This is a genomic window from Amycolatopsis sp. CA-128772, from assembly GCF_002904295.1.
Lineage (GTDB): Bacteria > Actinomycetota > Actinomycetes > Mycobacteriales > Pseudonocardiaceae > Amycolatopsis.
Map to the genome: position 1 here is coordinate 103113 of NZ_PPHG01000005.1, position 13819 is coordinate 116931.

Consider the following 13819-nt stretch of genomic DNA (forward strand, 5'->3'; position numbering starts at 1 on the left):
CGTGAGCCAGCCGATCCTGATGACCGTCGACGACGATCCCGCCGTGTCCCGTTCGGTCGCCCGTGACCTGCGGCGCCGCTACGGCAAGGACTACCGCGTCATCCGCGCCGACTCCGGCCCGGACGCCCTCGACGCGCTGCGCGAGATCAAGCTGCGCGGCGACGCCGTCGCGGCCATCCTCGCCGACTACCGGATGCCGCAGATGGACGGGATCGCCTTCCTCGAGAAGGCGATGGACCTGTTCCCGCACGCCCGCCGCGCCCTGCTGACCGCCTACGCCGACACCGACGCCGCCATCCAGGCGATCAACGTCGTCGACGTCGACCACTACCTGCTCAAGCCGTGGGACCCGCCGGAGGAGAAGCTCTACCCGGTGATCGACGCCCTGGTCGAGACCTGGAAAGCGGTCGGCGACCGGCCGGTCGAGGAGGTCAAGCTCCTCGGCCACAAGTACTCGTCGCCGTCGTTCCACATGCGCGACTTCCTCGCGCGCAACGCCGTGCCCTACCGCTGGTACTCCGTCGACGAGGACGAGGGCAAGCGCCTGCTCCAGGCCGCCGGCGCCACCCGGGACGACATCCCGGTGGTCGTCACGCCGGACGGCACCGTCCTCAAGCAGCCGTCGGGCGGCGAGATCGCCGACGCGGTCGGTTTGTCGACCCGGCCGGCGCAGGAGTTCTACGACCTCGTCGTGATCGGCGGCGGCCCCGCTGGCCTCGGCGCCGCGGTGTACGGCGCCTCGGAGGGCCTGCGCACGGTGCTCGTCGAGAAGAAGGCCACCGGCGGCCAGGCCGGCACGAGCTCGCGCATCGAGAACTACCTCGGCTTCCCGGACGGCGTCTCCGGCGCGCAGCTGACCGACCGGGCGCGGCGCCAGGCGCAGAAGTTCGGCGCCGAGGTGCTGACCGCGCGCGACGTCGTCGGCCTGGAGGCCCGCGGCTCACAGCGGGTGATCACCTTCGGTGACGGCAGCGAGATCGCCGCGCACTCGGTGATCCTCGCCAGCGGCGTCACCTACCGCGCCCTCGAGGCCGACGGCGTCGAGGAGCTCACCGGCCGCGGCGTCTACTACGGCTCGGCCGCGACCGAGGCCCCCGAGTGCAAGGGCGAGCACGTCTACATCGTCGGCGGCGCCAACTCCGCCGGGCAGGCCGCGGTGTTCTTCGCCAAGCACGCCAGCGACGTCACGATCCTGGTGCGCGGCCACTCCCTGGAAGCGTCGATGTCACACTACCTGATCGAGCAGATCGCCGGCATCGGCAACATCCACGTCCGCACGCACACCACCGTCAAGGAGGTGCACGGCGACGGGCACCTCGAGCGGCTCACGCTCTGCGAGAACGGCGTCACCGAGACGGTCGAGGCCGGGCACCTGTTCATCTTCATCGGCGCCGCCCCGCGCACCGACTGGCTCGGCAACGGCATCCACCGCGACGACCACGGCTTCGTCCGCACCGGGCCCGACCTGCTGACCGCCGGGCAGCGGCCGGCCGGCTGGCCGCTCGACCGCAACCCGCACTACCTCGAGTCGTCGATCCCGGGCGTGTTCGTGGCCGGTGACGTGCGGTCGCAGTCAGTCAAGCGGGTGGCCTCTGCGGTCGGCGAAGGCGCGATGGCCGTGACGCTGGTACACCGGTACCTGGAGGAACAATGAGCGCACTGCCGCGGGAAGAGCTTCGCGGCCTCTTCCTGTTCGAACACCTTTCCGAAGCCCAGCTCGACTGGGTCGCCGCCAACGCCGTGGCCGAGGAGTACGAGGGCGATTCCTTCGTCATCCGCGAGGGCGACGAGGCGACCTGCTTCTACGTGATCCTGAACGGCGCCGTCCGGATGACGCGCCTGGTCAGCGGCACCGAAGTCGAGACGAACCGGTCCGACCAGCGCGGCGCCTACTTCGGCGCGACGCAGTTCTTCGTCCACCAGGAAGCCGAGCACCGCTACGGCGCTTCGGTGCAGGCGCTGAGCGACCTGACGCTGCTCGCGCTGCCCGCCGCCGAGTTCTCGGTCGAGTTCCGCCGGTGGTTCCCGATGGCCACGCACCTGCTGGAGGGCATGTACCTCGGCTGGCGCAACAGCGACACGGTGATCGGCTCGCGGCGGCGGCTGCTGGCGCTCGGTGAGCTGTCGGCCGGCCTGACGCACGAGCTGAACAACCCGGCCGCGGCCGCCGTCCGGGCCACGTCCGCCCTGCGGGAACGCGTCGCCGGGATGCGGCACAAGCTCGCCTTCCTGGCCAAGAAGGACATCGACCCGGAGCTGCTCTACCAGCTCATCGACGTCCAGGAACGCCTGGTCAAGCAGGTCGCGCAGGCGGAGAAGCTGACCGCGATGCAGCAGGCCGACCGCGAGGACGAGATCGGCGACTGGTTCGACGACCGCGGCATCGACGGCGGCTGGGACCTCGCCGACATCTACGTCCGCGCCGGCCTGACCACGACCGACCTGGACAACGTCCTGGAGCAGGTCGGCGACACCTTCATCGACGGCGCCGTCCGCTGGCTCGCCTACGCGCTCGAAACCGAGATGCTGATGGGCGAGATCGAGGACTCGACCACCCGGATCTCCGCACTGGTCGGCAAGGCCAAGCAGTACTCGCAGATGGACCGGGCGCCGCACCAGTGGGTCGACGTCCACGACGGCCTCGACTCCACGCTGGTGATGCTGTCCGGCAAGATCGGCGGCGGCGTCCGGGTCGTCAAGGAGTACGACCGCACCCTGCCGAAGGTCCCGGCGTACCCGGCCGAGCTGAACCAGGTCTGGACGAACATCATCGACAACGCCCTCGGCGCGATGAAGGGCGACGGCACGCTGACGCTGCGCACGTGGGGCGAGAACGACCAGATCCGCGTCGAAATCGGCGACACCGGCCCGGGTATTCCCGCGGACATCAAGCCGCGCATCTTCGAGCCGTTCTTCACGACGAAGCCGGTCGGCGAGGGCACCGGGCTGGGCCTGGACATCTCGTGGAAGATCGTCGTCGAACGGCACCAGGGCGACCTGCGCGTCGAATCCGAGCCGGGGAACACGCGGTTCGAGGTCTGCCTGCCGACGGCCGAGCAGGCCTCGCTCTGATGGCTTCCGTCCCGACGGTCACGACCGAACTCGGGGCGCTGGTCGGGCTGGCGGGCGACGGTGTCCGCGTGTGGCGCGGGATCCCGTACGCCCGCCCGCCCGTCGGCGAGCTGCGGTGGAAGGCACCGCAGCCGCCGGCGCTGTCCGGTGGCGTGCACGTCGCGACGGAGTACGGGCCGCACGCGATGCAGGCGCCGGACCCGATGAACCCGACGGCCGTCTGCGACGAAGACTGCCTGTACCTCAACGTCTGCACGCCCGAAGGCCCCGTGCCGGAGGGCGGCTGGCCGGTATTGTTCTGGCTGCACGGCGGCGGCTACCGCGTCGGCCACGGCGAGCAGCTGGGGGACGGCGAGGAGTTCGCGCGCGCCGGGATCGTCGTGGTCACCGTCAACTACCGGCTCGGTTCGCTCGGCTTCCTGCACCTCGGCGGGATCTTCGGCTCGTCCGAGGTGGACGCCGGTGTTTGCGGGTTCCTCGACCAGGTCGAGGCCTTGAAGTGGGTGCGCCGCAACATCTCCGCGTTCGGCGGGGACCCGGCGCGGATCACCGTCTACGGCGTTTCGGCGGGCGCGAAGAGCGTCGGGAACCTGATGGGCAGCCCGCTCGGCACGGGGCTGTTCGCGCAGGCGATCAGCAGTTCCGGCGGCGCCGACCACGTCGCCACGCCGGAAGCGGGGACGGCGCTGGCGCGGCGGCTGCTCGACGAGGTCGGCTGCCACGACCTCGCCGCGCTGCGGGCGTTGCCCGCCAAGGAGTTCGTCGAGGCGCAGGAGCGGATCCTGAGCGGGTTCCAGGCGCTGTGGCTCTGGCGCCCGACGCTGCACCCCCGCGTGCTGCCGGAGGTGCCGATCGAGCCGATCCGGCGGGGGAGCGCGGCCGGCGTCTCGCTGCTCGTGGGCTGCAACAGCAACGAGGGCAGCACGTACGCGCTGATGCTCGGCGACGACGTCGCGACCGCTCCGGCTTCCGATGTGCTCCAGGGCATTCTCGGTGACAAAGGCGCTTCGCAGCTTCTCGAGACGTATCTTCGCCGCGTCCCCGACCTCAAGGCCGCGAAGATCGCCGCAATGGGCGACGAGCGCTACGGCATCCCGACGCAGCGCCTCGCCGACGCGCAGTCCGCCTACGCGGCCGTCTACCGCTACCGCATCGACATCGCCGCGCCCGGCGTCCCCGAGCAGCTCGACGGCGGCCACGGCACCGAGACGACGATGGCGTGGAAGACACCGCTGCCGCTCGCCTCGCAGGGTTCCGCCGTCAACCCGAAGCGGGAACGCGCGGCGTTGCTCATCCACCGCGCCTGGGTGCGGTTCATCCGCGACGGCGTCGCGGACGCGGACGGCCCCGAGTGGCCCCCGTACGGCCCCGAACTCCGGCCGGTGCTGGTTTTCCGGGAAGACACCGACCTGGTGCTCGACCCACGCTCCGACGAGCGAACAGCCTGGGGCGACACGGAATGGGCGTCCGGGACCTGGTTCCCGGTGACCTGAGACCGATCCTTCACCCGCCGTTCACTTCGAACCGGCTCGCTCCCGCGTCCAATGAGCGAAAGCCCGTCGAGGGGAGTGGCTCGTGAAACGCCGGGTGTCGATCGGACTGGCCGTGGTGCTGGTGCTGGCCGTCGCGGGGGTGATCATCTGGGGCCGCGGCGACGGCACCGCGTCCAGTGCCGCGACGGTCCGCGGGGTGATCGGTTCGGAAAAGCAGGCCTTCTTCACCGACCAGCGCGTCATCGACGCCTTCGCCCGGCACGGCCTGAAGGTCGAGGTCGACACGGCCGGGTCGCGGCAGCTCGCGACGACCGTCGACCTCGGGAAGTACGCGTTCGCGTTCCCGTCGTCGTCGCCCGCGGCGCAGAAGATCCAGCGCGACCGCAAGGTCACCACGGTCTACACGCCGTTCCAGTCGCCGATGGCGGTCGCGACCTTCGAGCCGATCGTTTCCCTGCTGCGGGCCGACGGCGTGGTGCACAAGGGCGCCGGCGACTACGACGTCCTCGACGTCGCGAAGTACCTCGACCTCGCGCAGGCCGGCACGCGCTGGGACCAGCTGCCCGGCAACACCGCCTACCCGGCGCGCAAGAACGTCCTGGTCACCACGACCGACCCGCGCGAGTCGAACTCCGCGGCCATGTACCTGTCCATCGTTTCCTTCGTGGCCAACGGGAACGCCGTCGTCAGCACGCCGGAGCAGGAGGCGAAGGTGCTGCCGTCGGTGGCGAAGCTGTTCCTGGACCAGGGGTACACGCAGAACAGCACCGAGGGGCCGTTCGAGGACTACCTGTCGGCCGGCATGGGCAAGACGCCGCTGGCGCTGATCTACGAGTCGCAGTTCGTCGGCCGCGTGGTGCGCGGCGACGGCTCGATCCGGCCGGACATGCGGATGCTCTACACCGCGCCGACCGTGTACTCGAAGCACACGCTCGTCCCGCTGTCGGGTGACGGCGACAAGGTCGGGCAGCTGCTCACGACCGACCCCGAGCTGGGCAGGCTCGCCGCGACCTACGGCTTCCGCACGACCGACCCGAAGCTGTTCGCCGAGGTCGCCGCGCCGGCCCACGCGCCCGCCGACCTGGTGGACGCGGTCGAACCGCCGTCGTTCGAAACGCTCGAGCGGCTGCTCGACGCCGTCGGCAAGCAGTACTGACATGGACTTCGCGCTCACCCCTCCCGAGCCGGTCACCGCGATCCCGGCCGAGCGGGCCGCCGGGCTGATCACGCTCGGTTCCGACACACGGACGGAAATCACCGTTCGCGCCTCGGAGTTCGCGTCCCGGCTCGAAGCCCTCGACGTCCGTTCGCCGGAGTTCACCGATCTGCTGGACGAGCTGCTGGCGGTCGGCGAGGCCGACATGCGCGCGGCGGCCGGCGTCGCGGGGACGATGCTCGACCGGTCCCTGCGCGGTACGACGGCTCCGCAGGACGGCGTCACGACGAGCCTCGCGAGCCTGCGCCGGACCGTCGCCGAGCTCGATCCGGCGAAGCTGCCGCTCACCGGCCGCAAGCTGCTGGGGATGTTCCCGGTCGCGGCCGGCGCGAAGCGGGCGCTGGACCGCTACCGGGCGGCGAACGAGCCGGTCAACGCCCTGGTCCTCGACCTGCGCGGCCGCCAGGACGTCCTGCGCCGCGACAACGCCGCGATCAAGGGCGAGCGCGAGCGGCTGTGGAAGGTGATGGGAAAGCTCGCCGAAGCGGCCGCCCTGGCCGAGGCCGTCGACGGTGCGATCGAGCGGCAGGCCTCGGTGTTCGACCTCGCGGATCCCGGGCGCGCGCAGGTCTTGCGTGGCGACGTGCTGTACCCGATCCGGCAGCGCCACCAGGACCTGCTGACCCAGCTCGCGGTCAGCGCGCAGGGCTACCTCGCGCTGGACCTGGTGCGCAAGAACAACGACGAGCTGATCCGCGGGGTCGAGCGGGCGGTGTCGACGACGGTGTCCGCGCTGCGAATCGCGTTGCTGGTCAGCGGGGCGCTGGCGAGCCAGCGGGACGTCCTCGACGAAGTCGCGGCCCTGCAAACGACCACCGACGGGCTGATCCGCGCCAACGCCGAGCTGCTGGACCGGCAGTCCGCGGAGATCCGCCGGGCGAGCAGCGACCCGGCCGTTGCGACCGAGACGATCCGGCAGTCCTTCGACCGGATCTACGCCTCGATCGACGCGATCGACGGGTTCCGCGCCGACGCCGTCACCGCGATGGCGGCGACCGTCGAGTCGCTGTCCGGCGAGATCCGCCGCGCCGAAGACCACCTGCGCCGTTCGCACGAGGGGGAAGCATGAGGAAGGTCCTGGCGCTCGCTTTGAGCGCGTTGCTGCTGGCCGGCTGTTCCGAGCCTTCGACGGCTCCGCTGGGCGAGCCGGAGCCGGGGACGCTGCGGATCCTCGCGGGCAGCGAGCTCGCCGACCTGCAGCCGGTGCTCGACGAGGCCGTCCAGGCCACCGGCGTGAAGGTCAAGTTCACCTTCACGGGGACCCTCGAGGGCGCCGAAGCGCTGGCGAACGGCAGCGTCGACGGGAAGTACGACGCGGTGTGGTTCTCCTCCAACCGGTATCCCGCCGGGCTCCCCGAAGCGGCGAAACGGCTCGGAAACCAGGTGAAGATCATGAGCTCGCCGGTGGTGCTCGGCCTGGCCGCCTCGGTCGTGCAGCGGCTCGGCTGGGCGGGCCGGCCGGTCAGCTGGGGCGAGATCGCCGCGCAGGCCGGGAAGAAGGCGTTCAGCTACGGGATGACCGACCCGTCGGCGTCGAACTCCGGGTTCTCGGCGCTGGTCGGGGTCGCGTCGGCGCTGGCCGGCGCGGGCAACGCGATCGATGTCCGGCAGATCGCTTCGGTCACACCGCAGCTGACGCAGTTCTTCGGGGCCCAGGCGCTTTCGGCGGGTTCTTCGGGCTGGCTGTCGGACGCGTACGTCCGGCGTGCGACCGGCCCGGACCGGGTCGACGGACTGATCAACTACGAGTCCGTGCTGCTGTCGGCGAACGCGTCCGGGAAGCTGCCCGAGCCGCTCACGCTGATCTACCCGAGCGACGGCGTCGTCACCGCCGACTACCCGCTCACCCTGCTGGCGTCCGCCGGTGACGACGCGCGCTCGGCCCACCAGCGGCTCGCGGACCACCTGCGGACGCCTGCGGTCCAGCAGCGGATCATGGAGACCACCGGGCGGCGTCCGGTCGTGCCCGGGGTCGCGCTGGGGCCGCAGTTCGCGCAGCGGGACCTCGTCGAACTGCCGTTCCCGGCGACGCAGCAGGCGGTCGACGCGTTGCTGTCGGCGTACTTCGACAAGCTCCGGCGGCCCTCGCGGACGCTCTACGTGCTCGACACGTCCGGCTCGATGGCGGGCGGGCGGATCGACGCGCTGCGCTCGGCGCTCGTGGGACTGACCGGCGCGGACACCTCGTTGACCGGCCGGTTCCGGCGGTTCCGGAGCCGGGAGGAGGTGACCGTGCTGCCGTTCAGCACCGGGCCGGCGGCGCCGCGGACGTTCACCGTGCCACCGGAAAACCCGGCGGTGGAGCTGGCGCGCATCAAGGCGTTCGCCGAGGGGCTTTCGGCTCGTGGCGGGACGGCGATCTACGACAGCCTTTCCCGCGGGTACCAGGTGCTGGCGCCGTTGACGGCCGCGGATCCGGACCGGTTCACCTCGATCGTGCTGATGACCGACGGGGAGAACGCGAACGGGTCGTCGCTGCCGGACTTCCTGGCGTCCCTGGGGTCGCTGCCGGCCGCGGTGAGGCAGGTGCCGGTGTTCACGGTCCTGTTCGGCGAAGGCAGCAGCGACGAGCTGACCCAGGTCGCGACGCGGACCGGCGGCAAGGTGTTCGACGCGCGCGACGTCCAGCTGTCCCGGGTGTTCCAGGAGATTCGCGGGTACCAATGATGCTGCGCTACCTGGGAACGACCAAGAACCTCGCCGGCTGCGTCGGCGGGCTGGTCGGCGTCGGCCTGTACCTGGTGGGGGCGGTCGGGTGGTTCTGGCCGTTCGTCGTGGTGGCGCTCTACGCCGCGGGCGCTTTGCTGGCGCCGGGGGAGAAGGTGCGGCTCGTCGCCGACTCGTCGGTTGCGCTACGGCAGTCGCTGGACGAGCTGGAGGCCACGGTCTCGGCGTCCCGCCTTCCGGCGTCCTGTGTGGACACGGTCGGCCGGATCGTCGAAGTGCTGCGTGACCTGCTTTCGCGGCCTTCGCGGCTTGCGGCGGATCCCGATCTGCAGCACGCCGTCGTCCGGCTGGCGGGCACGGATCTGCCGCTGTCGCTGGAAACCTACCTCAACCTGCCGTGGTGGTTCGCGGCCCGGCGCGCCGGCGCGGGCGAGGAACTGGTGGCACAGCTGGCTTTGCTCGAGGCGGAGGCGCACCGGGTGGCCGAGCGGTTCTACGCGGCGGAGGTCGATCGGCAGGCCGACCACACGCGGTACCTGCGGGATCGGGACGCCTGAGCCGGGTTCCACCCCTGTGAGTGATGATGTTCGAACGCGCGTTCGAGTAGCTTGGTCGTTGTGAGCCGGCTCGGTTCACCACGGCAAAGGGGGAGCGTTATGGGCGCGCAGCGAGTTTCGGCAGGGTCAGGGTCATGGCCGCGGTGGTCAGCCAGCTCAGCAGATCCGGCAGGGGAATGCGGGAAAGCGGTCCGGCCATTCCTCCGCCACTGTGTGCAGCACGAGCTCGTCGTGCCGCGGCTCCACCTTCGTCAGTTTCAGGCCGGGCGGAAGTTCCGGCAGGGGAAGCACGATGGGCTGGAAGCGCCGGGGCGGGCGCAGCTGCCGCCGTCCGATGTGGAGGGTCTGCGGCACGAGCACCACGGCGTCGTCCGCCACCTGCGGGCGGAGCGTCAGGTGGCCCCAGTGCGGCCGCTTGGCCCAGCGGATCTGCAGCAGCCCGTCGCCGGCCGGGGTGGCGAGGATCCCGGGGCGGGCCTTCGCCACCCGGTCCCGCAGCACGTCGGCGGACACGGCGATCCCGAGCTGCACCCGCGCGGGCTTGGCGGCCGGCGTGGGCAGCGAGCGGAGGCGGACGTCTTCGGCGAGCACGGTGACGCGGCGCAGGGGAATGGTGCCGGGTTCGCCGTCGTCGCCGGCCTCGGAATCCGGCCAGTCCACGTCCTCGGCGACGATCCGGACGTCGCCGAGGCGCCCGGTGGCCAGCCGGAGGCTGTCGGCGGGGTAGTCGAGTCCGGCCAGGGTGAGGCCGACCTCGCGGTCACCCACCTTCGCGGTCAGCCTGCGGCCGACGAGCTGCTCGGTGACCGTGCGCACCAGGGCGGCCGGCGTAACCGGGACGTTCGGGAGCAGGGAACGCCCGGCCGCGGCCAAGCCGGCCAGCTCGGGCCAGGGTGACCAGCCGTCGAACCACCTGCCGTCGCTCATCCGTCCAGTGTCGCCCAAGGACACCGACGGCGGCGACGGCGGGTGGTTCCCGGCGGGGTCAGCGGATCGCCTCCGCTCACCGTCCCGCGAAGCGGGCGATGATGCCGGTGACGACCAGCCAGAACACCGCGGCCAGGCCGAAGTCGAGGATGACAGCCAGGCTGGGGCTGTCCACCGGGAACAGGCCGGGCCAGAACAACGCGAGAGGAACCGCCAGTGACTTGATGAACTGGAAGAAGGCGTTGCCGGCGTTCGCACCGGCGAGCACCATGATCATGTAGAGAACTTCGATCCCCGCGAAGATCGCGCCGATCGCCGTGATGACCCGCACGGCCGTGTTCCGTCTGGTGGTGGTTCGCCAAGGAGACATGCCGCGAAAATTCCCTAATCGGGTGACAGATCAAACGCTCCAGACCAAAGATTGCGCCGTTCGGCCCCTCCCATTGCTCTCCGGAAGTCAACGGGCACTGTTGGTGAGCAAGCTCGACCCTGGCCGGGTACCCGAGCGCGAGTCGGCTGGCCCTCATCGGCCCGCGGCCAGGGATAGGCCCAGGGATAGGCCCAGACCTTGGGTTTTCTGGCCCCGAGCCGAGCCGAGCCGAGCCGAGCCGAGCCCCGTAGCCCAAGCCCCGAGCTGAGCCGAGCTGAGCCGAGTCGAGTCGAGCTGAGCTGAGCCCAAACCCCGAGTCCAAGCCCTGTAGCCCAAGCCCAAGCCCCGAGCCGACCCGAGGCCGGACCTCCTCCTCCGCCTCGATCCGGGCCCCGGCCGGGCGCTGGCCCCCGCGCGGATCCCCGCAACCTGGCCAGCGGCTCAGCGAGCCCAGCGGCCCAGCGAGCCCAGCGGCCCAGCGAGCCCAGCGGGCCAGCGAGCCCGCCAGGCTAGAAACCGGATCCGGCCGGCCGGCGGACTTCGCCCGCGCGTCCCTCACCCAACAGGCGGGCCACCGCCCAATCCTGCACGGCAAGCCCAACGGACTTGAACACCGTCCGCCCACCCACCGCCGGCGGTTTCCCCAAGGCATCGCCCAGCTCGAGCAAGTCGCCACGCCCCAGCAAACCCGTCTCCACCGCGTGGATCACCTCGCCCGCCTCCGCCATCGCCGCGCCGATCTGGTCCACCACCACGCATCCCGCGGTAGCCAGCAACTCGGCCGGCAGTTCCCGCATGGACGGCAGGTAGGACCCGATCGCGTTCACGTGCACCCGTTCGGGCAAGTCGCCGACCGCAAAGAGAGGAGTACTCGATGAAGTAGCGCAACACACGACGTCCACGTCGGAAACCGCGTCCGGTGCCCGGCGCGCCACCTGCACCGCCACCTCCGGGAACTCGGCGCTCAACCCGTCCGCCAACGCCTGCGCGCGCGAAAGATCACGGCCGAACACCGACACGCGGCTCAACCGGCGTACTGCGGCCACCGCGCGGACCTGGTCGGCCGCCTGGGCGCCCGTTCCCAGGAGGGCCAGCCGGCTCGCCGAGGGCGGGGCCAGCAGGTCCGTTGCGACGCCGGTGACCGCGCCCGTGCGCAACGCGGTCACCTCCACGGCGTCCGCGACCACCTGGCCCTCGGCCGTGTTCCACACCAGCGTGCCCAGGATCATCGGGGTGCGGCCCGGGACGAGGTTGAGCGTCTTCACCACCGTTGTCGACGAGGGGGTGTGGCAGGCGGTCATCACGAGCGTCGTCGCGCCCGCGAACGACAAGCGTTGCGGTACCTCGAAACGGCCGGCCGCCAGCTCCAGGAACGCTTCGCGGACCGCGGCCACTGCCGCCGGCATCGGGACGGCTCGGCGGACGTCGTCGGCGTCGAGCATGCGGTGGCCCCTCCGGTGTCGGGTCTGCCGTTAGCCTGGCGGGATGTCCGAGGCCACGCAACAGCCCGTCGAGGAGCAGCGGTTCGTCCGCGACGACTGGTACGGGGAGGAGATCACCGGGCGGCACTACGTGCGGTGCGAGTTCCGCGAGGTCGACTTCTCGGAGGCCGTCACGCGGAACTCCGTCTTCACCGACTGCGTGTTCGGGAACGTGCGCTTCAACGCGTCGCGGCACACGGACTCGGCGTTCACCGGCTGCGCCTTCACGCGGTGCAACTTCTTCGACGCCGAATTCAGCGGGTGCAAGCTCGTCGGCGCCACGTTCACCGAGTGCGAGCTGCGGCCGTTGCGGGTCAGTGGCGGGGACTGGTCCTTCGCCGGGCTGGCGGGCGCCGACCTGCGGACCGTCACCTTCCAGGGGGTGCGGATGCGCGAAGCCGACCTCACCGGGGCGGACTGCGGCGGCGCCGTGTTCGCCGACGTCGACCTGTCCGGGGCGATGCTGCACGCCGTCAAGCTGCCCAAGGCCGAGCTGCGGGGCAGTGACCTCTCGGCGCTCGACCCGCTGAGCGCCGAGCTGGCCGGCGCGATCGTGTCACCCGAACAGGCTGCGGTGCTCGTCACGTCGCTGGGATTGCACGTCCGGGCGTAGGCTCGGCGCGATCGGGAAGGGAGTGCCGCATGGGTGTCGTGACACCGGGTTTCCACGGCCGGGCTCGCAGCGGCAACCCGCGGCTGCCGCCCGGGCAGTACCTGGCCGAGGACTTCCCCGTGCTGTCCGCGGGCCCGACCCCGCGCGTTCGGACCGAGACGTGGGAATTCACCGTCACCACCGAGACGGGTGAGAAGCACGCCTGGAGCTGGGCCGAACTGATGGCCCTGCCCAGCGAGAAGCCCACCGTGGACATCCACTGCGTCACCCAGTGGTCCAAACTGGACACCCGGTGGCGCGGTGTCTCGATCGACACGCTGGTCGGCGGGCTCGACACCGAGGCCGACTACGTCATGGTGCACGCCTACGGCGGCTACACGACGAACCTGCCGCTGGCCGACCTGCTCGAGGGCCAGGCCTGGATCGCCTACGAGTACGGCGGCAAGCCGCTGACACCCGAGCACGGCGGCCCGGCGCGGCTGCTCGTGCCGCACCTGTACTTCTGGAAGTCCGCGAAGTGGGTTCGCGGGCTGGAACTGAAGACCCGGGACGAGCCGGGCTTCTGGGAGAACGCCGGCTACCACGACTACGGGGATCCATGGCGCGAACAGCGGTATCAGGGCGACTAGCCTGGCGGGTCGCCCGCCTGGCCGGCTTCCGCGACGAGACGCCGACGGCGCGCACGCTCGTCTTCGACCTCCCCGGCTGGCCGGGGCACCTCGCGGGGCAGCACGTCGACGTCCGGCTCACCGCCGCCGACGGCTACCGCGCGCAGCGCAGCTACTCACTCGCCGCGCCCGCCGACGGCGACCGGATCGAGCTGACCGTGCAGCGCGTGGCCGACGGCGAGGTGTCCGAACACCTCGCCGGGCCGTACGCGATCGGCGACCCCGTCGAGATCCGCGGTCCGATCGGCGGCTGGTTCGCCTGGCGGCCCGCCGATCCGGCGCCGGTGCTGCTCGTCGCGGGCGGCTCGGGGATCGTGCCGCTGATGGCGATGATCCGCGCCCGGCGCGCCGCGGGGGTGCGGACGCCGTTCAAGCTGGTCTACTCGCTGCGCACCCCGGCCGAGCTGTACTACGCCGACGAGCTGCGCACGCCGGTCGCCGGCGTGGACGTCACCTACGTCTACACGCGCGAACTGCCCGAAGGCCGTCTCGGCATCCCCAAGCGCATCGACGTCGCGACGCTCAACACGGCGGGCTGGCCCGCGGAGTTCGGCGCGTCCTGCTTCGTCTGCGGCCCGACCGGTTTCGTGGAGACGGTCGCCGACATCCTGGTCGCCCTCGGCCACGACCCGCACCGGATCCGGACCGAACGCTTCGGACCCAGCCGCGACTGAGGGGCCCGACCAGGCATCCGATGAATAGGTGACCTCGTGCCCCGGTGAGCGGGAAAATATCGACATTGCCGTCGAGAGATC

At 71.3% G+C, this 13819-nt stretch carries 13 protein-coding genes; 10 read left to right on the forward strand and 3 right to left on the reverse strand.

The window, feature by feature from the left end; translation table 11 throughout:
* Position 1: 1 nt before the first annotated feature.
* The 7 genes from C2L59_RS02060 to C2L59_RS02090 all read left to right on the forward strand — a co-directional run bounded on the left by C2L59_RS02060 (position 2) and on the right by C2L59_RS02090 (position 9005).
* A complete protein-coding gene (locus C2L59_RS02060; protein WP_103347794.1) occupies positions 2-1654 on the forward strand; it encodes a response regulator in 1653 nt (550 codons plus the stop codon).
* Entirely contained in the window at positions 1651-3072 is a 1422-nt protein-coding gene (locus tag C2L59_RS02065) for an ATP-binding protein (protein ID WP_103347795.1), read from the forward strand. Before C2L59_RS02060 ends, C2L59_RS02065 begins: the two co-directional genes overlap by 4 nt.
* Complete coding sequence (locus C2L59_RS02070) at positions 3072-4565, forward strand: carboxylesterase/lipase family protein (protein ID WP_103347796.1); 1494 nt, start codon at positions 3072-3074, stop codon at positions 4563-4565. The genes C2L59_RS02065 and C2L59_RS02070 overlap by 1 nt, the downstream gene beginning before the upstream one ends.
* Before the next feature lie 82 nt (positions 4566-4647).
* On the forward strand, positions 4648-5721 hold the full coding sequence (locus C2L59_RS02075; RefSeq protein ID WP_103347797.1) for a hypothetical protein: 1074 nt from the start codon (positions 4648-4650) through the stop codon (positions 5719-5721).
* 1 nt (position 5722) lies between these two features.
* Positions 5723-6850, forward strand: a complete 1128-nt coding sequence (locus C2L59_RS02080; protein WP_103347798.1) for a toxic anion resistance protein — start codon at positions 5723-5725, stop codon at positions 6848-6850.
* Positions 6847-8448, forward strand: a complete 1602-nt coding sequence (locus C2L59_RS02085) for a VWA domain-containing protein (RefSeq protein WP_103347799.1) — start codon at positions 6847-6849, stop codon at positions 8446-8448. The genes C2L59_RS02080 and C2L59_RS02085 overlap by 4 nt, the downstream gene beginning before the upstream one ends.
* Entirely contained in the window at positions 8445-9005 is a 561-nt protein-coding gene (locus tag C2L59_RS02090) for a hypothetical protein (RefSeq protein WP_103347800.1), read from the forward strand. The genes C2L59_RS02085 and C2L59_RS02090 overlap by 4 nt, the downstream gene beginning before the upstream one ends.
* A 156-nt stretch (positions 9006-9161) precedes the next feature.
* Here the strand turns inward: C2L59_RS02090 and C2L59_RS02095 are convergent, their stop codons facing one another.
* From C2L59_RS02095 to C2L59_RS02105, 3 genes are all read right to left on the reverse strand, one after another.
* Positions 9162-9932: a hypothetical protein gene (locus C2L59_RS02095; RefSeq protein WP_233223226.1), complete on the reverse strand. Its 771-nt coding sequence runs from the start codon at positions 9930-9932 to the stop codon at positions 9162-9164.
* A 76-nt stretch (positions 9933-10008) separates the two neighbouring features.
* Positions 10009-10263: a hypothetical protein gene (locus C2L59_RS02100; protein WP_020643997.1), complete on the reverse strand. Its 255-nt coding sequence runs from the start codon at positions 10261-10263 to the stop codon at positions 10009-10011.
* Positions 10264-10811: 548 nt separating this feature from the next.
* The gene (locus tag C2L59_RS02105; protein WP_103347801.1) at positions 10812-11744 is read right to left on the reverse strand and encodes an ornithine cyclodeaminase family protein; all 933 of its coding nucleotides are present in this window, start codon (positions 11742-11744) and stop codon (positions 10812-10814) included.
* 43 nt (positions 11745-11787) lie between these two features.
* Between C2L59_RS02105 and C2L59_RS02110 the strand changes: the two genes are divergently transcribed.
* The 3 genes from C2L59_RS02110 to C2L59_RS02120 are packed head-to-tail and all read left to right on the forward strand — an operon-like array spanning position 11788 to position 13738.
* Complete coding sequence (locus C2L59_RS02110) at positions 11788-12396, forward strand: pentapeptide repeat-containing protein (RefSeq protein ID WP_103347802.1); 609 nt, start codon at positions 11788-11790, stop codon at positions 12394-12396.
* 29 nt (positions 12397-12425) lie between these two features.
* Positions 12426-13025, forward strand: a complete 600-nt coding sequence (locus C2L59_RS02115; RefSeq protein ID WP_103347803.1) for a sulfite oxidase-like oxidoreductase — start codon at positions 12426-12428, stop codon at positions 13023-13025.
* Complete coding sequence (locus tag C2L59_RS02120; protein ID WP_103347804.1) at positions 12995-13738, forward strand: ferredoxin reductase; 744 nt, start codon at positions 12995-12997, stop codon at positions 13736-13738. The genes C2L59_RS02115 and C2L59_RS02120 overlap by 31 nt, the downstream gene beginning before the upstream one ends.
* Positions 13739-13819 lie beyond the last annotated feature (81 nt).